At 49.2% G+C, this 22,838-nt stretch carries 15 protein-coding genes; 6 read left to right on the forward strand and 9 right to left on the reverse strand.

Features of this window, described 5'->3' with window-relative positions:
* Positions 1–5: 5 nt before the first annotated feature.
* Positions 6–1,850, reverse strand: a complete 1,845-nt coding sequence (locus JIN82_RS11415; protein ID WP_200311779.1) for a hypothetical protein — start codon at positions 1,848–1,850, stop codon at positions 6–8.
* Between JIN82_RS11415 and JIN82_RS11420 the strand changes: the two genes are divergently transcribed.
* The 3 genes from JIN82_RS11420 (at position 1,849) to JIN82_RS11430 (ending at position 7,967) form a co-directional block, all read left to right on the forward strand.
* Positions 1,849–2,295 carry a low molecular weight protein-tyrosine-phosphatase gene (locus JIN82_RS11420; RefSeq protein ID WP_234041983.1) on the forward strand — a complete coding sequence of 149 codons (447 nt, stop codon included), beginning with the start codon at positions 1,849–1,851 and terminating at the stop codon, positions 2,293–2,295. The two genes, JIN82_RS11415 and JIN82_RS11420, sit on opposite strands and share 2 nt — an antisense overlap.
* A 90-nt stretch (positions 2,296–2,385) precedes the next feature.
* Positions 2,386–5,931 carry a translocation/assembly module TamB domain-containing protein gene (locus JIN82_RS11425; RefSeq protein ID WP_200311781.1) on the forward strand — a complete coding sequence of 1,182 codons (3,546 nt, stop codon included), beginning with the start codon at positions 2,386–2,388 and terminating at the stop codon, positions 5,929–5,931.
* A 5-nt stretch (positions 5,932–5,936) separates the two neighbouring features.
* On the forward strand, positions 5,937–7,967 hold the full coding sequence (locus tag JIN82_RS11430) for a BamA/OMP85 family outer membrane protein (protein WP_200311782.1): 2,031 nt from the start codon (positions 5,937–5,939) through the stop codon (positions 7,965–7,967).
* A 3-nt stretch (positions 7,968–7,970) separates the two neighbouring features.
* Here JIN82_RS11430 and JIN82_RS11435 read toward each other — a convergent pair whose 3' ends face one another.
* The 5 genes from JIN82_RS11435 to ffh all read right to left on the reverse strand — a co-directional run bounded on the left by JIN82_RS11435 (position 7,971) and on the right by ffh (position 12,487).
* Positions 7,971–9,020 (reverse strand): DUF481 domain-containing protein, encoded by a 1,050-nt coding sequence (locus JIN82_RS11435; RefSeq protein ID WP_200311783.1) that lies wholly within the window; start codon positions 9,018–9,020, stop codon positions 7,971–7,973.
* Positions 9,021–9,097: 77 nt separating this feature from the next.
* On the reverse strand, positions 9,098–9,838 hold the full coding sequence (locus tag JIN82_RS11440; RefSeq protein WP_200311784.1) for a sulfite exporter TauE/SafE family protein: 741 nt from the start codon (positions 9,836–9,838) through the stop codon (positions 9,098–9,100).
* Between the two features lie 63 nt (positions 9,839–9,901).
* Positions 9,902–10,459, reverse strand: a complete 558-nt coding sequence (locus JIN82_RS11445; RefSeq protein WP_200311785.1) for a C39 family peptidase — start codon at positions 10,457–10,459, stop codon at positions 9,902–9,904.
* Between the two features lie 198 nt (positions 10,460–10,657).
* A complete protein-coding gene (gene rpsP / locus JIN82_RS11450) occupies positions 10,658–10,909 on the reverse strand; it encodes a 30S ribosomal protein S16 (RefSeq protein ID WP_200311786.1) in 252 nt (83 codons plus the stop codon).
* Positions 10,910–11,059: 150 nt separating this feature from the next.
* Entirely contained in the window at positions 11,060–12,487 is a 1,428-nt protein-coding gene (gene ffh / locus JIN82_RS11455) for a signal recognition particle protein (protein ID WP_200311787.1), read from the reverse strand.
* Between the two features lie 712 nt (positions 12,488–13,199).
* Here ffh and JIN82_RS11460 point away from each other — a divergent pair.
* Complete coding sequence (locus JIN82_RS11460) at positions 13,200–13,460, forward strand: hypothetical protein (protein WP_200311788.1); 261 nt, start codon at positions 13,200–13,202, stop codon at positions 13,458–13,460.
* An 84-nt stretch (positions 13,461–13,544) separates the two neighbouring features.
* On the opposite strand, the gene pbpC is transcribed toward JIN82_RS11460, so the two are convergent.
* Positions 13,545–15,707 (reverse strand): penicillin-binding protein 1C, encoded by a 2,163-nt coding sequence (pbpC, locus tag JIN82_RS11465; RefSeq protein ID WP_200311789.1) that lies wholly within the window; start codon positions 15,705–15,707, stop codon positions 13,545–13,547.
* A 353-nt stretch (positions 15,708–16,060) separates the two neighbouring features.
* Here pbpC and JIN82_RS11470 point away from each other — a divergent pair, with 353 nt between their 5' ends.
* Together JIN82_RS11470 and JIN82_RS11475 are read left to right on the forward strand one after the other, a co-directional pair.
* Complete coding sequence (locus JIN82_RS11470) at positions 16,061–17,548, forward strand: cryptochrome/photolyase family protein (protein ID WP_234041953.1); 1,488 nt, start codon at positions 16,061–16,063, stop codon at positions 17,546–17,548.
* Between the two features lie 61 nt (positions 17,549–17,609).
* The gene (locus tag JIN82_RS11475) at positions 17,610–18,431 is read left to right on the forward strand and encodes an NAD-dependent epimerase/dehydratase family protein (protein WP_200311791.1); all 822 of its coding nucleotides are present in this window, start codon (positions 17,610–17,612) and stop codon (positions 18,429–18,431) included.
* 52 nt (positions 18,432–18,483) lie between these two features.
* On the opposite strand, the gene JIN82_RS11480 is transcribed toward JIN82_RS11475, so the two are convergent.
* Together JIN82_RS11480 and JIN82_RS11485 are read right to left on the reverse strand one after the other, a co-directional pair.
* The gene (locus JIN82_RS11480) at positions 18,484–21,657 is read right to left on the reverse strand and encodes an efflux RND transporter permease subunit (protein ID WP_200311792.1); all 3,174 of its coding nucleotides are present in this window, start codon (positions 21,655–21,657) and stop codon (positions 18,484–18,486) included.
* Entirely contained in the window at positions 21,647–22,837 is a 1,191-nt protein-coding gene (locus JIN82_RS11485) for an efflux RND transporter periplasmic adaptor subunit (protein WP_200311793.1), read from the reverse strand. The genes JIN82_RS11480 and JIN82_RS11485 overlap by 11 nt, the downstream gene beginning before the upstream one ends.
* Position 22,838: the final 1 nt, after the last annotated feature.

Below are 22,838 nucleotides of genomic sequence, written 5' to 3' on the forward strand. Positions count from 1 at the left end.
AGTTTTTATTGTTTTAGCATTTCGGGTGTAATATCGACCTTTTTCTCGCCTAGACGTTTGATCTCAATGAATGGTGCACCGAGTAATTTGTCGGCGCCGAGTTGGTGAGTGAAAACACATTCTAGATGGAATATGCCGGGGTCTAGGTCCATCTGAGATGTAATTCGGCTGGCTCCCTCGTGAATTATTAGATTCATTCTACGGCTACCAATCTGCACGGTCATCTGGCCAGCTCGTAGTCCTGCTAGTCTTTGAAAATCTGCATGACCCGAAAGTGATTGAGGTAGTAAATAGGTTGTTAGCTCGTAATTGCCAGCTTGTTTGACATCGATACTCCAACCGCCTGATGTGGAAGGTATATGACGCCTATGCCGTTCCAGCTGGATGCTTCTGAGTAGCTCTACCAGCTGCTGTTGGGTTTGTAGACCTTGATGTTCTGGTGAATTTTTTTGACCGTCTTTGAAAACTGACTCACTCCACTGGTCGGCAGTTAGTGTGGTGGTTTTTTCATTGTCTGCGCCGACGGTAAATGGTCGTGGATTGTGGATTGCTTGGCGAGCAGCCGCCCACCAAGCTGACTGTTGGGTAATCAAATATTGGAACTCGGCTGGGTGGTCGGTCATAGCGAGCGGGGATGATTTTTCATCAAACCATGATTCCGGCTGGTCCGCTGGATAGAGGTCGATGCCATTGATTAAGGCGAGTTGCTTATTGCTAACGACTGAACCGCGAAAGCGTTCTTGCTCAACTTGCGCATCTTCTGGCCAGTTGGCTAGGTGGCTGTAGGCGAGTGAGCGATCCCATTGCACCGCGCTTGCTTGGGTGGACGATTGGCTTATTTTTAAAAGATAGGCATAGAGTTGGTGATCTGTGAGATTATCTTGCTTAGGAAATGGCTGTGCATATTCAGTCTGGCCAAAGATGGTCAGTTTTCCAGGGAAGTAGGTTAGGGTTTTTGTGAACCCACGATGAACGAGCTGAGCGGTGGGGTTAACTTGAGCGACTACGAGAATCTGTGCGCGCTGTGATTGTCTCTTAGCTAGGGTGTTAGCTAGCTGGACGGTAGCGTTTTCTAGCTGGCTAGTGTTTTGTTTACGTAGGCCAGCAGTCTGCTGCCTAGTGGAGTTCGCAATCATTGGTTTGATGAGGGTGAACAGAGGGGAACGATTAGCTGGGTGTTTATCTATCAGTCTGCTGGCGTTAGCCATGAAGTTTGCTGCTGAAATGGATGAGGGCTCTGACCATTGGTTAGAGATATTCAGTAGCGAGCTTGTCTCAGCTTCGCGCTTGCTTGCGTCGTCCAGCTGGCTTTCATGCCACCAGTTGGCGATACTGTTTGGGTTTTCGTCTGGCTGATAGCTAGCACTAGCAAAGCCAAAGTCTGCTGGCGAAAATGGCGCACATTTACCAAATGGCCAAATGCCGTAAAACTGGCTGTGATAAGCATTGAGCGAGCTGGCAAGTGGGTGAGTTACTAGCGCTGGACGCCGCCGCCAGTCAGCATCAGAGATGACTCCGTGAATCAGTGATTCGTTACCAGTTAGTAGGGCACAGAGGCTGGCGGAAGCGCCCGGTGAGAAATAGATATCTCCACTGTAGATTTGTGGTAAATGAGCGGCTAACTTTTCGCTATCGACTGCTGTCGCTGAATTGTTTGCGGCAGCTGATCCGTCTATCCAAATGATTGTGATGTCGGGCTGTTGGTTTTCACTATGCACAGCTAGGGAGCTGCCCATATATGTCATGAAAATAGAAATGATGAACCAAGCTTGTCTTGCCAGCATGAGATAATCCTTACAGGATACACAGAGTATGCCAAGAACGCCTTTTAGAGTATTGTTTGTTTGCATGGGAAATATTTGTAGATCCCCAGCAGGAGAAAATGTGTTTCGCCATTTTGTGGAATCAAAGGGCTTGCAAGATGTGATAGAAATTGATTCAGCTGGAACGATTGGCTTTCACACTGGAAAACTGCCGGACGCAAGAATGCGCAAGGCGCTCGCGCGCCGAAACTATCCAACTGGAGGTGCTGCGCGTCAGGTTGTTCGAGCCGATATTCAGAATTTTGATCTCATTCTAACCATGGATGATGACAATCTGCGCAACGTGCGGGAATACGTGAAGGATGATAGTGAATCAGCCAAGGTGAAGCGTTTTGTCGACTATTGTGAGCGCTTTGAGGATAAGGAAGTTCCTGACCCATATTACGGTGGTAATGGTGGATTTGAACACGTTCTCGATCTACTAGAAGACGGTTGTGAGAGTCTGTTGGAGGAGATCCAACAAAAGCTCTAGTCTATTTCTGCACAGACAAATTTATCAAGTATTAGAAAAATACTTGTTACGAGGGGAGTACGCAGTACAAAGTAATCAAATGTTTTTTCCATGACTGAGGCTAAGGAGACAAAAGAAAAGAAAGTGAAGCCAGCGAGAAGGCACCGCTGGAAGCGGTTGTTCTTCTTGCTTACTTTACTGCTGGCGGCACTTTTTTTGTTAATTAATGGTCCAGTCACTCGTGGTGTTGCTAGATGGGCTGTGAGGGAAGGTCTCAAAAAGGCTGAGATCGATGGAAGTTTTCATCTAGATGGCACATTGATTGGTGGTTTTCAGCTGACTAAGGTTGATTTGTATAGTGAGAAGGCGGGGATTCGCGGGCTAAGCGCTTCTTTGCTAGAAATTGATTACAGCTTGCGCAGCTTGATGAATAAAGAGATCGAGCTGGTGAAAGCTCGCGACCTTTATTGTTGGATTGATGTGGCTGCCTTTGAGTCTAGCGATGAGGTAAAAGAGCCTAGCGAATCGACTCCAGAGGAGATTGTGGAAATGGTGCGTCCCTACGTGTTGCCTATCGAGTTAGATATTCAGAATACGACGATCATCATTGATAAAGACGAAAAAACTTTGTGGCGGGCTGAGGGTATGAGCCTCACGCATCAGCAAGGAGCTTCAGAGATTTTACTTCATATCAGTCAATTTACTGACATTGAGGAAAAGGTGTTAGTTCAGCAGTCGGCTAAATTAGTGTGGCAAGAGAAGTCGATTGAGTTTGGCGGTTTCCCCGTGACTCACGATGTGATCTTCAGTCATCTCGAGTGGGATTTTGAAGATGCGGAGTCGATTGATTTCATCGCCGACATCCAATTGGGTACTTCTAACCTGAATGCCAAGATGCTTGCCTATACCTCGTTAGAGGTGAAACTAAATGAGGGCCCGCTGCTTCTTACCCTAGCTAACGAGTGGCTGCCTGAAGAGCATCATATTCAGGGGCAAGTTGATCAACTGGCTTTAAAAATAGCTGATCTGAAAGAGGTTCGAGCCCCTAGTGATGCTGAATTCTCGCTGGCGGTATCAGGGCTGAAATATCAAAAATACGCCTTAGATGCAATCCGTATAAGCACTGAGGCTAGCGATTCAGCACTCAACTTAAATTACTTTGTTAAAGATAGATCGACAGTCATTGACGGTACGCTTGGACTAAAACTCAATGATACTGAGAAACAAGAGTGGCAGCATTTTGCCTCTGATGTGGATGTCGCCTTGCAGCTGAAAATTGATCAATATCAAGATTACTTAGACGAGTTAGAGATCGAGGCCCCCATAGGTGGCTGGCCGAAGTTAGGGTTGCACGTGTCAGGTACTACAGCACTGGTGGCTGGGGCGCTACAAGATGCCCATGCTGATCTTGGAGTCACTGATTTTACTTGGGCTGGTTTGGATTATCAGGCTATCGATATCTCAGCTAACTGGCTGGCCTCTGAGCAAGTAGCTAAGGCAGCAGTGACGCTGAAGAAGGACGGACGTGAGGATATTGAGCTGGCAGGAAGCTATGGGATAGAGAGTCAAAATTATTCAGGTCAGTTAGCTTTGCAGTCATTTGTGTTGGATGATTTGCAACCATTGCTAGAAGTTTTCGAAGTCGATTACCCGCTGGCTGGTCAGCTAGATTTGAGTTGGCAAGGTGAGGGGAATGTGGCCGATGTGCTTAAGAGTGCAGGATCACTTCAGCTAACTGGGTCTGAAATATTTGTGGCTGATGAACAGCCAACGATTCAAGCGAAGTTAGATGCGAGTTACGGTGGCGTGAAGGTCGTGACACTCAAAGAGTTTGAAGTGGTTCGCGATAAGCTAGCTCTGACTAGTCGCGGTGCCTGGGCTGACGGCAAACTCGTGCTAGAGACATTGCAGCTTACTGATGACGGCGATACGATTTTTGCTGCTGAGATGGAGATTCCTGCGTCCGAAGAGATACGCGACCTGCAAGGGTTCCTAGAGCAAGAAGATGAGCTAAAGCTGCACATTCAAGCTGATAAATTGCCGCTGGCGAAAATCTATGAGCTTCTACCAATGCTTCCTAACGAGCCATTGGATGGTCTGCTGGATATAGATATCACAGCAAATGGTCAGCTGTCTGATCCGCAGATTGATAGTAAAATTAAGCTGAGTCAGGTGAGCGTAGATGGATATGATTTCTTTGATGGCGCCTCGCTCGAGTTGGATTTGTTGACTGCGGATAAACAAGTGGATCTGAAAGGGATCTGGACGATAACAAATCAGAAGCCATTTTTGGTAAATGCCAAGATGCCATTTGAGTTGATGAAATGGGTTGATAACCCTGACTCTTTGCTAGAGGAGGAATTTCATGTGGATCTAGATTCGCGCGATATCAATCTTAACCGCTACGCCGAATTATTCCCTAAGATCACGGAGGTTGCAGGTAGTCTAACGATTGAACTTGAGGGCTTTGGTAAAATCAAAGAGCCTAAGATTCGTGGCGATATTTTGCTAGATGTAGATCGTTTTGCGATGAAGAAGCGGGCGGTGCCTGAATTTAAGGACATCGATATTAGAATCCGCTTTGATGAAGATCAGGTAGAGATCAAACCATCGAAGATGAGAGCAGCTGGCGGCGCCTTTGAGTTTTCAGGTCTGATAGGCATCGCTGATTATAAAAATCCGGAATTCGATATTACTCTAAAGGCAGACAAGGCCTTGGTTTGGCGTGATGATTCAGTGATTGTTCGTTCAGATGGGCTGATTCAGGTCAAAGGGCCATTATCGGGAGCTGAAATCAGTGGCGAGGTAGCAATTGTAGAGAGCCTATTTTATAAAGATATTGAGATCATTCCGGTTGGTATTCCAGTTTCTCAGCCGGAGAGCGCTGAGTTGCCTAGCTTTACCACAGTTGATACTAGCGAAGGGTTTGGTTTGCCAGAGCCCTTCGATAAATGGACGGTCAATATGTTGGTGCGGACCAAAGATGACTTTTTGGTACGTGGCAATGTAGCTGAGGGGAATATTGCGGCGAATATCAAGGTAACGGGATCGTTGAATGACCCTCTGCCGGATGGCTTTGTGGTATTGAAAGAGGGCAAAGCGAATCTACCATTTAGTCGCTTAGAGGTGAATGAGAGCCGAGTCACCTTCACCCATAAGACAAAATTTGATCCAGAGTTGGAGATTGTTGGGCGGTCGAAAGTTGGTAGTTATACCGTAGAGATGCGAGTATTTGGTCGGGCGAGTGCCCCTAAGACATTGATGACATCTAACCCTCCTTTGCCTGAATCCGAGGTTCTATTATTGCTGCTTACAGGAACCACTTCTTCTGAATTGGAAGACCCTGCGGTAGCCAAGGCCAAAGCCTATCAGTTTTTGCTAGATAGTGTGCGCCGTCAGGCATCTGGCGGGAAACCTAATTTCCTCACGCGGGTACTGAACTTGTCGGAAAAAATAGACATCAACATTGGCGGTGTAGATCCATTTACAGGACGGAAATTTAACTCAGCAACGGTCGACCTTGAAGACTTTAGCTTACCGCGACCTCGTCTTTTTGGTCGTTCATCTCTGGCGGATAACCCGTGGTTTGCCTCGTTTTCTATTGATGACAAAAACAACACTCGTGGGTTGATCCTCTACGTGATCCGATTCAAATAATGAGCATGCAGCTAGACAACGATAAGAGGCATTGGTTAGTGATCTGCTATCTAATGATATCGCTGTGCCTGTTTGTCTCATCGGAGGCAAAAACCAAAGTTACTATCAGAGGGCTGGTAGAAATGAGTGAATCTGAGGCGCTGAACTTATTAGGCGGACGTTTTGAGCACGTGCTCAGTGGCTCGCCGAGTGCTTCACGCGCTGATGATGCGGCCTACCTGCTGCAACGTGAGTTGAGAAAAGCTGGCTACCCGCGCTGTAAGGTAAGCTGGAGTTTGCCTCCAGCTGGCAATGTGATTCTTTTGAGTGTTGATCAAGGACAACCTAGATATGTAGGTGAGGTAACGGTCGTTGGCGTTGATGAAGATTTAGCCGATGAAGTGCAAGCCTACTTCAAGCGAGCACCTATTGGGAGCTCACAAGTGAAGCGGTCTAAAGTTCCGCTGCTAGGATCTAGCATGAAGGCGGCTAGGGAAGATGCTAGTGCTTTGCTAGAGTCGCGTGGATTTTGGTCAGCGGAAGTGAAATCTGAGCGGGACAAGTCACGCGACGACAACCCGAGGGAAGATTATACACAGGATATTACAGTCACGGTGTCTGAGGGGCCATTGTTTACACTGGGCCGCCCGGTAGTGAGTGGTGCTAACGAAAAGGATACTAATATCGTCTACCAGTTGCTCGGTGATTATACCGGAGCTCCAGCAACAACGCAGAATATTAAGGCCTGTTATGACGCGGTACAGCACTATTTCAGGGACGACGGTTACCCTTTTTCTAAGGTTGATTGGGATAAAGAGCTAGGTGAGAAACAGATGACTTTGATCTTCCAAGTTGATCCTGGGGAGAAGTACATTTTGGGTAACGTCTCCGTAGAGGGCACTGAAAAAACGAGGCCGCGTAACGTTTCGCGTCCGTTTAAGCGCTATCAAGGAGCTGCCTATGATGACTCTGTTATGGATAAACAGCGGAAAGAGTTGTTAGCGCGTGGGGCTTTTGATTCCGTGCTTTTTGAACTCTATCCACAGGACGATGGAACCATAGATGTGACTCTTCGAGTTAGGGAAGGGCGCGCCCGAGGCGTATCATTTTTTGCTGGAGCTGGTAGTTTTGAAGGCGCGATTTTTGGTATGGCGTACTATGACCGTAACTTCCTAGGTCGCTTGTGGAACCTGACGATTGCGGGTGAGTATTCAGGTCTCGGTCTGTTTGGCCAAGCGAGTGTGACAGACCCTTGGTTCTTAGGCTCAGACATGGATTTCACGGGGAGCATGATATTGATTTCTCATGACTTTGAAGGATATAGCAAAGTTGAAGCAGGCGTGGGTATTCAGCTAGAGTGGGATATTACCGAGAATTATTCTTGGCGAGCATACTCTGATCTAACGTATACGGATTTGTCTTCTACTGGCCTGCCTAGCCAAGCTCTAGGTTATCAAAGCTATGTAGTGAATAAGATCGGTTTGAGCCAGAGGTTAGATTTCCGTGATAACGCAATCAACCCCAAGAAGGGTTTCAATGGCGAGGTCATTACCGAGTTTGGTGCCATTGATGGGAAAACTATCATTCCTTATTTCAAGGCTGAGTTACGCAGTTCGTATCGTCAGGTGATTAATAAGAAGAGTCTCATCATGTTAGGAGCGCGCGTTGGCTCTATTTGGAACAATGACTCACAGAATTTTCCTATTGATCAACGCTATTTTGTTGGTGGTTCAGACAGTGTACGCTCATTTCCAGATCGTGAGTTAGGCCCGCAAGCTAATGGTTACCCAACTGGTGGCGAAAGCTTCTGGGTGGCTAATATTGAATACATTCGTCAGGCCAAAGGGCCGATCTATGTGGTGGCCTTTGCTGATGCTGGGGCTCTAGCGCTAGGTTTAGAGGATCTAGATAATACGGATCCTAAATATGCGCTGGGCTTAGGTCTTCGATTAGATCTACCCGTTGGACCAGTTAGGATGGAGTATGGTTATAACTTGAACCGTGAGGAAGGTGAGCCACGAGGAACGTTGCATTTTGCTGTTGGTGTGACTTTCTAATGATTACCATTCGTAGCCTAGTTTGAGGCGAAATGTTGTATCGGTCGTCTCATTTTCTAGGGTGCGTTGGCTGTCGTAGTCGATTTGGTATTCGGTACTAGCGACGATTTTCCATACCAAAGGCATGCGTAGGCCAGTCCACGAGTGCCAGAGTACACGACCACTCGTTTCCCCGCCGATGATGATATAGTGGCGGTGATAGAAGCTGATACGGTCCTTCCAAAGTTCGTGTTCGTAGTCGAGTGACCACGTTGGCCCAACGAAAAATTTATCTGGGTATTCAACAAAATCTTCTGAGACGAGGAATAGTCCAAGGGCAGATTCTAGCTTCACCGGTGAGCCATTAAAGAACTGGTAACCAATTGATGGACCTGTCCATTGGCGTAGGTTAAGGCCGTCAAACTTTTCTTGTTTGGCGGCGTAGTCATATGCAAGGTACCATGGTTCAGCGAAATAATTTTTATAATTCACGTTTATAAGCCAGTCTTGTTTGGTATTGGCACCTGATTTCTGATCGTACTCAGCCTGTCCTGATGATGCGATCTCGTGATTGGCAAATTTGTAGCTGAGTGTGTAGTCGAAATCGACCTCACGTTTATCTGAGTTGCCGGTTTCAGTTTTCACAGCTAGACCGAGTCGGCCTTTGAATAGTCCTTTTTGGTGCAGGTCGAAATCGGTCGGCTTGATTTTACTAACATCTTCTAGCTTGATGGTAGATTTGTTGGTTTTTGGGAGGGAGGTCTTTATTGGTGGTTTGGCATCGGGGTCAGCTAGAACCTTAGCGTTCACTAGAGATTCATCATAAAGCTGAATGCGTTGTACTTCGTCCATTTCTAGATTGGCGACGTCAGCCCAATTCACTTGAATCGTGCCCGCGTAGCTGGTTTTAAACCGCAAGGTATTGGCCTCTTTTTTCAAGGTTTCACCAGTGATGCGATCACCATTTTTCATAATCAGCGTGTCGGCTGATAAAGAGCTCGTGAGGGCTGTATAGATGCTCAGGCAGGCTATGACTGGCTTACCTAGCAGGTGTTGATAGGGTGATGTGGGCATAGCAGTGGTCCCTATATATGAGCATGTTGGCTAAATTTCGAGCCTAATTGTTATGCGCAGTACGAAATCCGCACGGCTTAGTAGAAGCACATGCGCAGGCCAGCAAAGAGGGCAAAGGCGATGATGAGTTTTTCGAACAGCGATTGCGGTACTTTGTGAAGTAGGGCTTTACCGCCAAAGACGCCCACGGCGATGAATGGAAGAACGTATAGGTTGGCCGTTAGCGTTTGTTGGCTAATCAAATCCAGCTGGCTATTAAGTGGCAGTTTGAGCAGGTTGATGAACAGGAAAAATCTAGCACCTGTGCCTATCAACTCCATCTTGGGCATTTTGCGGGATAGCAGGTAGAGCTGCATGACGGGGCCAGCTGCATTGGCTAACACGGTGGCTAGGCCTCCTGAGATGGCGGCAAAGGTGCCGAAGCTGCGCGACATGGCTAGCTCGTCCATGTGTACTGGGCTGAGTTTTCTAGCGAGCTGGAGGACAACCATGAGCAAGATGATGATACCAATGAGCACACGCATGGTGTCGTTGTCTGCGCGCTGCAGGATGAGATAGGCGGCGGCCATGCCGATGAGTGCTGGCCATGTTAGTTTCCAGACGTTTTTCCACGATGAGTATTTGCGGAATGCCGGATAGACCATGAGGTCGGCGGCGATGAGCAGCGGGAGCGCCAGACCAACTGATTCACGGGCGCCAACGAGATTGGCTAACAAGAAGACGGAAATCAAAGAGACGCCAGAAAATCCAGCCTTGGAAATGCCGATACAGAGGGCGGCACAGGCGAGGGTGATCCAGTAGGTATAGGCGTCAGGCATGGCCATTGATTGCGGCTAGCTAGCTGAAATTCAAGATTATTAACTAGCGGTTGATTATGGCTGTTAGTTTCTCCTGGTTAGATACCTCACTGCGTAGATGCCGTCTGGGTATTCGTGCATGGAATCGTGTGGGGTGCCGATGCCGAGAGGATCGTGGATGAGGTAGTCATTTCCTTGTTTGCCGGTGATGAGCACCCAGTGGAAAATTCTCTTCTGATAGAAGACTTTGGCGATGACTGGATTGCCGCGTTTGAGTTCTTGGTCGATGAGCTGGTGGCTGGGAGCATCATCGACGGTTACGGAGAGATTGCCATTAGAGATGGTGGAAATGGCTTTCCATATGAGCAGGGCTGATTTGGTGAAGCCGTCATTTTCTATCAGCTGGGTATTTAGCTGAGCTGGGTTTAATGCATAGCCATTGGCGCTGAGAGCCATGGCGGTGGCACACACAGTGCAGCCGTGAGAGGCTATGGTTTCTTCTGTGCCAGCTAGCTGACAGGATGCCCAGCGCGCGTCGTGTTGTCGGTAGAGTTGATCCAGCTGGATTCTCACCTGCATGGGTTCACCTCCTGTGCTGGGCAGGCCAGCTGGCAGGGGGGATGGGAAGAAGTTCTTTTTCACAGCGATGGATCAGCGATAGATGTGCATACCGCCAGCACAGCTAGCAGCATGGCTAGACGGCAGTTTTTCTGCAGGGCTGCGGAGGATTTCATTTATTAAAGCTAGAAATCAAGCAGCTGGAATTAAAGACAAAAAAAGGCCGCCTCATAAAATGAGGTGGCCTTTGGAAATTTTTTGAATCGATGAAGATCGGGTCGCTTAAGCTTCGAGAGCTTGACGACGAGCCTTCTTGATGATGTCACCAACAGTGTCGGATGGCTGAGCGCCGTTGCCGATCCACTTGTCAGTTTTTTCAAGGTCGATGGTCCAGTTCACACCTTCAACCATTGGGTTGTAAGTGCCGAGCTGCTCGATGTAACGGCCGTCGCGACGTGCGCGGCTGTCTACAGCAACGATCTTGTAGTAAGGACGGTCTTTAGAACCTTGGCGGTTGAGTCGAAGTGATACCATAACGTAAAAATGTTGTGTCTATTGAGACGGGGCGGGAAGTTGGACGAAGATTGGCGATTTGCCAAGCGAAAAATGAATCAATTCGCAAAGTTTCTTTAGAATTATTGAAACGAGCTGGCTGAAGCGTGTGAATAGTTTGCTTTGAAGTGGTTAAAATGGCAGTTTGCCGCCGCCTTTTCCGCCGAGTAATCCGCCGAGACCACCTGGGAGTTTTCCACCGCCGCCACCTAGGCCGCCGAGTCCACCCATGTCGTCCATGCCGCCGAGTTGTTTCATCATGTCGCGCATTTTTCCTTTGGACTTCATCATTTTGCGCATTTGGCCAAATTGTTTGAGGAACTGGTTTACCTGAATGACGGTATTGCCAGATCCTTCAGCAATGCGCTTACGGCGTCTGCCTTTGATGAGCTCTGGGCGTGAGCGCTCGGTAGGAGTCATGGAGAGCACGATGGCTTCCATGCGCTTCATACGCTTAGGATCGAGTGCGCCAGCTGGGATTTGCTTTTTGATTTTATTGAATCCAGGAAGCATGCCCATGAGTCCGTCAAGCGGTCCCAGTTTGTTGAGCATCTTCATTTGGTCGAGGAAATCATTGAAGTCGAATTTGCCATCCTGCATGCGCTTGGCTGACTTCATGACGGATTCTTCGTCGATCTTATCAGCGGCATGTTCTACCATGCTGACGATATCGCCCATGCCGAGGATGCGGCTGGCCATACGGTCTGGATAGAATTCGGTAAATTGGTCCATTTTCTCACCTTCACCGATGTATTTGATCGGCTTGCCAGTGACGGCACGCATTGACAGAGCGGCACCACCGCGGGCGTCACCGTCAAGTTTGGTAAGAACGATACCAGTGAGGCCAACTGCGGCGTCGAATGACTGGGCAACAGAAACGGCTTGTTGACCCGTGGCTGAGTCAGCTACCAGCAGAGTTTCTTTTGGCTCGATGAGTTTGTTGAGCTGCTTGAGCTCTTCGATGAGCGTTTCGTCTACTTCTTGGCGGCCAGCGGTATCGAAGATCAAAACGGTACCGTTTTGCTCTTTGGCCCAGCTGAGTGCTTGTTTGGCTACTTTGAGAACGTCAGTCTCGCCAGCTTCAGGGGCAAAACATGGCACTTCTACTTGCTCGGCTAGCGTTTTCAGCTGGTCGATGGCTGCTGGACGGTAAAGGTCACAGGCAATGAGAAGTGGGCGGCGACCGTCTTTTTTCAGGCGCAGCGCGAGTTTGGCTGAGGTAGTAGTTTTACCAGCACCGTTGAGACCACAGATGAGGATGTGCGCTGGAGGATTGAGATCCATGGGCGCTTGGTCACCACCGAGCAGTTTGGTCAGCTCGTCGTTGAAGATTTTAACAATCTGCTCGCCAGGTTTGATGGATTTCATCACCTTTTCACCCATCGCCTGTTCCTTGACGGTGGCGATGAAGGCCTTGGCTACGGAGAATTCAACATCAGCTTCTAAGAGCGAGAGTCGCACTTCGCGCAGTGCGTCGGTGATGTTTTTCTCAGAAATTTTCCCTACGCCACGCAGGTTGCGGAAGGTATTGTCGAGGCTTTCAGAAAGTGCATTAAACATGGTGACAGAATCTCTAAATATAGACGATGGCGCAAAAGTGGTTCTTTCGCGCGCGCATTGATAAGCACTCAAATACAGGAAGATTGAGGAAAAGCAAGGATGGATGCGCCTACTCATGCAGCAGAGCGCTGCCATTGTACCTAGCGATGGAGTGGAAATGGGGGTGGATAATTATCTAACCTAGCGAACTGATTTGCCGTCGATTTGACAAAAATTGTGAATGATACCGATATCTTTTTCGCTCAGGTGAACTTTTTTACCGGTAAATCTAGCTGATTTTGAAAATGATTTCAGCTGAATGTGATGGGCTGGACCATTTACTAGATGGAAAATTGTTTGTGACTGTTGATTTCGCTAGAATATAAATGCTGAATACTAGCTGATGTGAAAATCTATTGTTTCTACCAACAATCTCGTTAACTAATGCTTGTTGGGAAATCGTTATATTGAGCGGTTAATTAGTCGTGTTTGTTTATTTTGTTAATAATAAGTAGGTTAAACACAGTTTTATTTGTTGGGTTTCTGTTTGATTTTAATGCAAGTGTTTTACATTTTGCTACTGCAAGAATGATAAAAACAAGTTACCATTGTTAGTTTCTGTGTTAGTTTCTTCGTAAGTCAATGAGTTGGAGTTAGAAGCGGGGAAGATGATCTGCTTCATAAGCTCGTTGTTCAACCCACTGGGCATGCGCTCATACCCCTAATAAAAAATATGAAATCGAAAAAGAACCTGACTCGTTTCACATACGAAACTACTGCATTCCAAGGCTGGCGTCTAAATATTAGCCGCGCAGGCACGAGCTTCACTAAGTACTATTCAGACAAGAAGTACGGCAGTGGAGCGAAATCCTTGAAAGCAGCTGAAACTGCTCTGAAAGACCTCAAAAATCTTTTGGATAACTCAAGAAGGGTAAAAAACAAGCTAAGCAAAACGACGATCACTAAAGCTGAGAAGATTCTCAAAGGATCTTAAGCTGGAGTGGAAACTACTTCAAAAGAGCTACTAGCCGCGAGGTTAGTAGCTTTTTTGCGTCTAGCGGAATAACAGCGAGCCGCCTTACTGCTGGATGACTTTGATAGTGGCTCTTTTTTGCTCACCGCGGTCGTTGGTGAGTGTGATCTGATGGGTGCCGGGGCTGAGTAGGAGTTGGTATTTTTGTTGTTCTTGGGCAATGGTTAGGCTTTTGCATTGCCAGTTGATTTCCCCTAGGTAGTTGGTCTCAAGGGTTAGTTTTCGCCCTGATGATGGCAGATCAGGGTCGAGCAGATAGGTGGCCTGATCTGCAGGTGAGAGAATTTTCAGCGATGAATTCAGCTGGCGTTGTTGTTGATCACCAGCGGTGCCGTGGATGGCAAATTGCTTATTTTCATCTGCACTGGCTAACCACTCGGAGTAGATAGGGGCGAGCAAGATTTTGCCATCGGCGGAAAAATCGCTAGCTGAGGTGAAGGGCGGAAGTTTGTCTTCTGGTAGAGCTAGCTGGAAGGCGGTGGCTAGCGAGTCATCGTCTGCGATGCGCTTGCCGGTGTATGGGTGGATTTGGCAAGGCACAAAACTAGCTGGAATTTCTGGCCAGCTAGCGGCTGGAGTATCGAGAAATGCGAGGTCTTGGCGGCGGCTGAGCGCGAGCATGATTTGGCGAATGACTGGTCCAGCACTCTGTAAGCCGGTGATTTGTTTGCTGGCTTTGTGGTCGAGGTTGCCGGTCCACACGCCGAGTGTGTAGCGTTGATTGTAGGCGAGGCACCATTGATCGCGGAAATCTGTGGAGGTGCCAGTTTTGGCGGCGATGGCAAATGGCAAGTTGAGCGGTGAGTCGCTGGCGAGCTGGCTGGCGCGCGCTTGTTTGCTGCTCAGCGTTTGGGTAATCATGTTGGCGGCGCTGGCTGAACAAAGCCGTTGGCTAGCTGGCTGGCTGGAATTTTTCAGCAGACTTGGCTGCAGTGATAATCCGCCGCGCGCCAGGCTGGCGTAGCTGGTGCTGAGCTCGAGCAGGTTTACTTCACCGCTGCCTAGTGTGAGTCCCAGCCCGTAATGTTTGGCCGGTTTATTGAGTGTGGTGATGGAGGATTTTTTTAGCCAGTCGAGCAATGTTTGCGGGCCACCGAGTTGGTTGAGAGTATGCACAGCGGGCGTATTGAGCGAGCGTCCGAGCGCAGCGTGTAGAGTGACAGGACCATGGTGAGTGCGGCTGAAATTGACGACCTCATCGGCGCCTAAGTCGCTGGCAAAATGGGTGGGGATGTCAGCCAAAATAGTGGCTGGCGTATATCCGAGCTCGTCGATGGCGAGCAGGTAGGTGAATGGCTTGAGCGCGGAGCCAGGCGAGCGTGCTTGTAGAGCGGCATTAAATTGGCCGCCATTTGGTTGGTTTGGGTCCGCGCTACCGACTAGCGCGAGGATTTCTCCCGAGTGGTGGTCGATGATAATGGCGGCGCCGTGTTGCACCATTTTGGGCGCTAGTTTGTCGAGCTGGGCACGCAGAATCTGTTGCACATTTTCCTGCAGCTGGGCGTCGATGGTAGTGTGAACATCACGCCCGCTGGCGGATTCATTTTTCAACATCTGCGCGAGCTGTGGATGGTGAGCTGGCTGGTAGTCGACCATCTCTAGCGGCTCGGCTTTGGCGCGCGCGATGATTTCAGCATCCATCTGGTAAACGATCTGCATGCGATCGAGAATCCAGTCGCGGCGTTTCAGCGCACGTTCAGGATGGCGGCGCGGGTTGAGCCGAGAAGGAGCCTGTGGTAGGCCCGCTAGCAATGCAGATTCAGCTAGCGAGAGCTGATCGAGTGATTTGTCAAAATAATGTCGAGCCGCTTGCTTTGGCCCGAGGCTGAGGTTGCCGTAGTCGAGGTGGTTAAAATAACAGCTTAGGATTTCTCCCTTCGGCCAAGACATTTCTAGCCGGCGCGCCACCAATGCTTCGTGGGCTTTGGTGAGTAAATTGCGTTGTGCGCGCGGAGATGTGAGTTTTACCGTTTGCTGGGTGACGGTAGAGGCGCCTGAGACAAACCGTCCGGCGTCTAGCGAGTCGTAGATGGCGCGGAAGTTAGCCAGCGGATCAAACCCGCCGTGGTCAAAAAATCGCTTATCTTCAGCTGCCAGCGTGGCCTGAATCAGCGGCTCTGGAATTTCTAATAACCCGACTGGCCGGTGGCGGTAGAAATCTGCCCGCGGAGTGTGGTGAAGAATTTTCCCATCGCGGTCGTAAATCACGCTCGAGCTAGCTGGAGCGGGGGATAGATTGACAGGTAGTGGATAGCAAAATGGTAGCGCATACCAGCCGATGAAAAACACCAGCGCAGCAAGCAAGCTGGCTGTGCCCAGGTGGCTCAGCGGCTTTCGCCAATTTGTGAATTTTGCGCGCACGAGACATAATAAACAATACAGTGGGGATCTTGGCAAGAGGCTAGCCAGTCAATTGTTGGGCCGCTTGTTAGCGCGAATGGTTGTGGCTGTGGAATATATAGAGTACCTTTGTCGTCTATATCTCGTCAAATCGGCATAAATCCACCACATTCTAGCGTTTTGGCGAGCGTCCATACGAATCCCCCCCGTAAATTGAGTCCATGGAAGTTAGCCTCGTTTTTCCCCACCAACTGTACGCCCACTCGCCGGCTTTGTCTCATCAAAGACCGGTCTATCTGCTTGAGGAAAAACATTATTTTGGCGAATACAACGGAGAGGGGAGCCATTTTCACAAACAAAAGCTCGTGCTGCATCGTGCGTCGATGAAAGCCTACGAGCGCTTGCTAAAAAAACACGGTTTTGTGGTCCACTACCTTGAGCATCGTCACGGCCAATCATTTGGCCAGACTATGGAGGATTTATTTCACGGAGAATCTATCGTCGCGCATTGTTGCGATCCAACGGATCATTTTTTGCTAGACGAACTGGAAGCCTGGGGGAAGTCGACCGCATCAGAAATCCATTATTATGAGACACCTAACTTTGTCTGCCAACAACCGTGGCTGAGTGAATTTTTCGAACACGGGCATGACTTGCAGATGTCGTCATTTTATAAAGCTCAGCGCCGGCGACTCGGTGTGATGGTGCACCGTGATGGAAAACCATACGGCGGCAAGTGGAGTTTTGATGAGAGTTTCGAATCCCAACAACTCACACATGAAGTGGAGCTAGCTGAGCCGTGTGCCAGCGAAGCCGATGAAGTCGCTGAGGCCACTGCCTACGTGGAGAAAAAATTCCCTCACGCCCGTGGCCAGCTAGATGGAGGGTTTCATTACCCACACTCACGCCGCGGTGCCTTGTTGTGGCTCAAACAGTTTTTTGAGGAACGTCTGCTAGATGGAGGCGATGAACTAGCTAGCAAAAACAGAAATAAGCAGATCGTCTATCACTCGGTGCTAACGCCAATGCTGAATATTGGCTTACTGCAGCCAGAAGAAGTGCTGCACGTGCTCATGCGTTTTTCTAAGTTGCACAAAGTTCCCGTTCATTACGTGGAGAGTTTTGTGCGCCAAATCATCGGCTGGCGCGAGTTTGTGCGCGGCGTGTACCTGTACCACGGACGCAGTGAGCGGATGGGGAATTTTTGGAAGTTAGAGCGGCGCATGCCGGATTGTTTTTACACCGCTGAAACTGGCGTCGACCCAGTAGATGAATCGATTAGAAAAGTGCTGGCTACTGGCTATTGTCACCAGATGGAGCGCATGATGGTGCAGGGGAGTTTCATGTTGCTCTGCCGCATTCACCCTGACGAAGTACACAAGTGGTTTATGGAAATGATGGTGGATGGCTTTGACTGGGTGGTGGTACCTAACGTCTATGGCATCAGCCAGTTCGCCGATGGTGGATTATTTGTGAACCGTCCCTATCTAGTGAGCTCGCGCACCATTCAAGAACAACTCGGCGTCGCCCACGGCAAGTGGAGCCAACTGTGGGACGCCTTGCTCTGGGCATTTATTGACGACTATCACGATGAATTTATGGACAACCCGCAGCTCAGTTCGATGGCTGAGATGCTGACCCATATGCCTGATAGAATTAAAAAACCGCAGCTGAAAATGGCTAGAAACTTTCTCGCTCAGCTGAGCTGATAGGTATAAAAATTCACGATGCGTAGTTGCATCTCCAGCTAGAGAAAATACCTTGGCGTGCATGAATACTGAAAAACCTAGCACACGCACCGTGCTTATTGCCGGTCGTGGTTATCTCGGCAGCGCCGTGGAAAATCAATTCCAGCTAGCTGGCTGGAAAACGATCGCGGTCACGCGCAGCGGGCGTGAGCAAAGTATCGCCTGTGATCTAGCCAATGCAGATGCGGTGAAAAAACTATCGACTCAGCTGGATGAGATAGATTTGATCATTCTCTGCGCCAGTGCTGGTGGTGGCGGGCTTGAATCCTATCAATCAGCTTACCTCGATGCGGCAAAAAACCTCATCGCATGCTTTCCTAACTGCCGCATTATTTTCACCTCTAGCACCTCGGTGTATGCACAAGGTGACGGTCAGCTGGTAGATGAAACATGCCCGACTGAGCCAAGCCGTGAGACTGGTCAGATATTGGTAGCGGCGGAAAAGGCGATTCTATCAGCTGGAGGCATGGTTGCTAGACTTTCTGGCATTTACGGACCTGAGCGCAATTTTAGCTTACGCAAATTTTTAGCGGGCGATGCACTGATGGAGCCAGCGCGCACCATGAATTTCATCCACCGCGATGATGCGGCAGCGGCGATGTTATTGCTGGCTGATATGGGAGAAGGTGGAAATGCCTACAATGTTAGTGAAGCTCACTCACCGACCCAGCTGGAATTTTACACCGGGCTGGCTGAGCATTTTGCTAAACCACTACCACCAGAAGGCAAAACCATGAGTAAACGTGGCTGGAGCCATAAGCGTGTTAGCAGTAAAAAACTTCAAGCATTAGGCTGGAAACCGAGAAACATTCTCAGCCAGCTAGACGACTGGACAAACCAGTAAAAGATGGTAGCCGCCGTGATCCTTTTGTCAGGATCAGGCGGCTTGCTAGTTTCTAGCTGGATTTTTTCTGCATCAGCGATTTGATGTCGAGCCACGAGTTCTGGTAGAGCACGCGGATGTCGCGGCCAATGAGTAGAAGCATTGGCAGCAGGTACAGCGTGATCAGGGTGGCAAACAGTACCCCAAATCCTAACGATACCGCCATTGGCTTGAGGAACTGAGCTTGCACAGCTGTTTCTAGCAAGAGTGGCGCTAAGCCTACAAAGGTGGTGATAGAAGTGAGCATGATGGCGCGGAATCGCTCGCCACCAGCTTGCACTATGCTGTCTTCTTCCTTATCGTAATCACCTGCTAGATCGTCAATGCGGTGGATGAAAACCAGTGAGTCATTGACCACCACACCGCTCAGAGCAAGGATACCAAACATGGATAGAATACTCACTGGGATGCCGACGATATAGTGGCCTAGCAGCGCACCAATGATACCAAATGGAATCACGCTCATGATGGCTAGCGGTTTGACGTAGGCTTTCAGCGGAATCGCTAACAAAATGTAAATGAGAACCAATGAGACGATGAAGCCAATCTGCAAGGAGCGCATGGATTTTTCACGTTGTTCAGCCTCACCACTGAGGTTGATGCTAACCAGCGGGTGAGTGCTGAGGAATTCATCAAAGTATTCGTCTTGCAGACGCTTGAGGATGACTTCATCAGAGGTGACGGCTTTGTCGATTTCACCTTTCACGGAAACAATGCGCTGGTTATCGTAACGTTCGATTTCAGCTAGACCTTCACCGTATTCCGTTGAGGCAATTAGGCCAAAGGGCATGGCCCTGCCGTCAGCTGAACGCACTCGCATGTCGCGCATGGTTTCGATGTTTTCCCTATCTTCAATGGGGTAACGAACCATCACTTTAACTTCGTCGCGGCCACGCTGAATGCGCTGAGCTTCGCGGCCAAAAAAGCCATCGCGGATGTTAGTTGTTAGGTCTCGCTGGGCAAATCCAGCAGCTTCACCCTCAGGGGTCACGTCGATAGTGATTTCAGGTTTTCCAGCTGAAAAAGTATCCTGCACATCTTCTACGCCTGGGTAGGTTTTGATGACTTCCTTTAGGTCGTTAGCGGCAACCTGCAGCGCATCTAGATCATCACTGCGCAGCTGGATCACCAGTGAGTCACCTGGAGGACCTGCTTTGCCGGAGAATGTTAGCCCTTTTGCGCCAGCGATGCCCTTCACCTTACTGCGCCAAGCATTGACGATTTCATCAGTACCAGTGGTACGCATCTCAGATGGCGAGAGTTCAACCGCAACGGATGATTTGGTATCTGAGCTAGCTGATATCTGCACGCCGGTGACTGGGTTGTGACCGGTTGATTTTTCAAAATCTTCGCCGACTTCGAGAATCGCCTTGCCGATCGCCTCGGATTGCTCGTGCAAGTAACTAACTGGTAATCCTTCCTCTAACTCTAAGTTAGCTGACATGTTGTCGCGCAGAATATCTGGGAAGAATACAAAACGTAGTTGGCCAGATGGTAGCAGCGAGGCGACTAGAATGAAGACGGCTATGAATGCGGCTGTGACCATGTATCGGCCCTTCATCAAGAACCTCAGCGTTGGCTGGTAGATTTTTCTAATGACCCATGCCAGTCCTCCTGCGATCTTTTTCTGAAACCTAACCCAGAGTTTGGAAATGAAGTTAGTTGGTTTTTTATGAACATCAATGTGGGCAAGGTGAGCTGGTAGAATGAGCTTTGACTCAACCACTGAGAAGATGAGGCAAAAGATAACCGCTGTGGCAATGGTGCCAAAGACGTTACCCATACGGCCAGAAACAGTGGTTAGAGGGAGGAAGGCTGCGATGGTTGTGAGTACGCCAAAGATAGCGGGCACGATGACTTTGTTAACTCCTCTAACGGTGCCGCGCAGTGGCGCGAGTCCTTTGTTGCAGTCTTTTTGTTTTTCCTTTTCTGAGTACACACTCTCGCCGATGACGATGGCGTCATCGACCACAATACCTAGCACGATGATGAAGGCAAAGGAGGTGAGTTGGTTGAGAGAGAGGTCAAACATGTCCAGCGGGAATAATGCTAGAGCTCCAGCTAAGGAGATTGGAATTCCTAAAGCCACCCAGAAGGCCAAGCGGAAGTTGAGGAATAACATCAAGACCACGAGAACTAGCAAAATGCCGAGAATGCCGTTGTTAGCTAGTAGGCTAAGGCGCCCTTTAATGGTGCGTGATTCGTCACTCCATGCAGTGATTTGCACACCTTCAGGAAGTGAAGCGGTTTTGCGATATTCTTCTAGCAGCGCCTTGGCTTGGTCGCTGGCGACAATGATATCGTCATTGCCCTCAGTGATGATTTGCAGGCTTGCGGTAGGATCGCCATTAAAGCGTGATAGCGCCTCTTGGTCGACAAAGCCGTCGCGGATGTCAGCTACATCTCGCAGGTAGATGCGGGTGCCATCGTTGTTAGTCCTCAGCGGGATGGTAGCGAAATCATTGGTATTGTATGCCTGTGAGCGCGTGCGCAGGGAGATTTCACCACGTTTGCTGCGAATCACCCCAGCGCCGAGGTCAAAGGAATTCTGGCTGACTGCGTCGGCAACTTCGTCAAAGGTTAGATTGTAAGCTCGTAGTTTGTCCTCGCTGGGTTCGATAGAGATTTCATAGTCGCGAGTACCCGAGGTGTCGACGCGGCTGATGCCGTCTTGCATGAGCAGTTGGTCGCGCAGGTTGCGGGCGATTTCTTTGAGCTCGGCTTCTCCAGCTGGCCCGTGAATTTCTACCCACATCACTGAGTGATCGCGCTTGCGCTCGGCAATGATGGGCTTTTCCGCTTGTTCGGGAAAGCTGGAGATGGCGTCGACTTGGATTTTAACATCATCTAGCAATGTCTTGAGTGGGTAGTTCTCCAGAGCGTCGATGGTGACGGTGGAGCCGGACTCAGTTGATTTGCTAGAAATATGGTCGATGCCTTGAACTGACTCTAATGATTCTTCAATCTTGATAGAGACACCTTTTTCTACATCTTCAGGTGTACCGCCTTGGAAGGGGACTTCAACGGTCACTGTTTCAGCAACGAATGAAGGGAAAACTTCCTTCCTAACGGTGGCTAATGTGAATCCGCCCCATGCGAGAATAGCTAACATCAGGATGTTGGCTACCACTGAGTTTTGGGCAAACCATGCTGTGAATCCTTTGAGTTCGGGATCGTTATTCTTCATGGCTTGCTGGTTTTTCGTTTTTGATTGGCATCACTTTTTGACCATTGTTGAAGCTAACTAATGGGCGGGCGGATAGGCGGATTTGCTTTTGCTCCGTATCTGCTGTGGCGATGATCTGATCGTCGTTAGCGTGAATGCGGGTGATGGTTAGGCGGCGCAGCTGGTTGTTGTCATCCAGCTGCCAAACGTATTTGTCGTCTAAGATAGATGACTCTGGGATGAGGATGGCATTGTCTATCACTTTCGCCTGCGCGGTAGCTTTGACAAAGGTGCCGATAGGCAGTGGGACGTTTTGTTGGTCGAATGGTCTATCAATTTCAGCGACGACGTAGATGACGCGGTTGTTGGCATCCACGCTGGCTTCTGTGCGGGTGATCTGAGCTTTCCAGCTGACGCCTGGGTAGGAAGGCGCTGTGAGGGTAGTTTCTATCGACTCGTTAGTTGCCTGTTCACGAAAAGCAAATGGCAGGTCAATGAGGTTTACTTCATCTGGTGTGAGAGGCAGTCGCACTTCGGCTTTATTGCGAGCAATCAGTTTGCCCAGCTGGGTGCCGGTGGTGACAATGCTACCTGGGCTGGCTGTTCTCTCGGAAACAACCGCATCAAATGGCGCACGAATCTGTGTGCGTTCGAGGTCGAGCTGAGCTCTAGCTAGTGCGGCTTCAGCCGATTCTAACTCAGCGGATGCTGCGATTTGTTGGGGAATACGTAATGTGTATTCTGGTGCGTCTTCGATTTTTCTGCCTGAGGCTAACCAATCGAGTTTGGCTTGTTTGCCGCGGGCGACTTCTTCAGCTAGATCTCTTTTTGCCGTGGAGATGGCTGACTTCCGCTCAGCGACGGCAGATGTGTAGTCGGCTTGGTTTAACGAGACGAGGATTTCACCTTTGTTCACTGATTTACCAGCTTCGAAGTTAGCTGAAACGTCAATGATTTCACCGGTCACCAGGCTAGATAGCTGGGTATCGTAGTAGCTGGCGACAGTGCCAAAGCTAGCTAGCGTGACCGGGTGGGGACCAACTTCCACTTCGATGACTTCGGTGCGCGCGACGATTTCTTTTGGGGCCTTTTTCTTTCGTTCAGGTTTACTGGCTATCATTTTGTTAGCGATGAAAGCAGCCAGAGCGAGAATGGTGATAGGGATGAGGAGGATGGAGAAAAGTTTCTTCAAAATGTCCATG

This window comes from Persicirhabdus sediminis, from assembly GCF_016595495.1.
GTDB lineage: Bacteria > Verrucomicrobiota > Verrucomicrobiia > Verrucomicrobiales > Akkermansiaceae > Persicirhabdus > Persicirhabdus sediminis.

Bases quoted from the DNA above. Each gene is read 5' to 3' on its own strand.
- JIN82_RS11470 (WP_234041953.1), top strand. From the start codon at position 16,061: ATGGAAGTTAGCCTCGTTTTTCCCCACCAACTGTACGCCCACTCGCCG.
- JIN82_RS11485 (WP_200311793.1), bottom strand. From the start codon at position 22,837: ATGGACATTTTGAAGAAACTTTTCTCCATCCTCCTCATCCCTATCACC.
- JIN82_RS11460 (WP_200311788.1), top strand. From the start codon at position 13,200: ATGAAATCGAAAAAGAACCTGACTCGTTTCACATACGAAACTACTGCA.
- JIN82_RS11430 (WP_200311782.1), top strand. From the start codon at position 5,937: ATGCAGCTAGACAACGATAAGAGGCATTGGTTAGTGATCTGCTATCTA.
- JIN82_RS11425 (WP_200311781.1), top strand. From the start codon at position 2,386: ATGACTGAGGCTAAGGAGACAAAAGAAAAGAAAGTGAAGCCAGCGAGA.
- JIN82_RS11480 (WP_200311792.1), bottom strand. From the start codon at position 21,657: ATGAAGAATAACGATCCCGAACTCAAAGGATTCACAGCATGGTTTGCC.
- JIN82_RS11440 (WP_200311784.1), bottom strand. From the start codon at position 9,838: ATGCCTGACGCCTATACCTACTGGATCACCCTCGCCTGTGCCGCCCTC.
- JIN82_RS11420 (WP_234041983.1), top strand. From the start codon at position 1,849: ATGGGAAATATTTGTAGATCCCCAGCAGGAGAAAATGTGTTTCGCCAT.
- JIN82_RS11415 (WP_200311779.1), bottom strand. From the start codon at position 1,850: ATGCAAACAAACAATACTCTAAAAGGCGTTCTTGGCATACTCTGTGTA.
- rpsP (WP_200311786.1), bottom strand. From the start codon at position 10,909: ATGGTATCACTTCGACTCAACCGCCAAGGTTCTAAAGACCGTCCTTAC.
- ffh (WP_200311787.1), bottom strand. From the start codon at position 12,487: ATGTTTAATGCACTTTCTGAAAGCCTCGACAATACCTTCCGCAACCTG.
- JIN82_RS11435 (WP_200311783.1), bottom strand. From the start codon at position 9,020: ATGCCCACATCACCCTATCAACACCTGCTAGGTAAGCCAGTCATAGCC.
- JIN82_RS11475 (WP_200311791.1), top strand. From the start codon at position 17,610: ATGAATACTGAAAAACCTAGCACACGCACCGTGCTTATTGCCGGTCGT.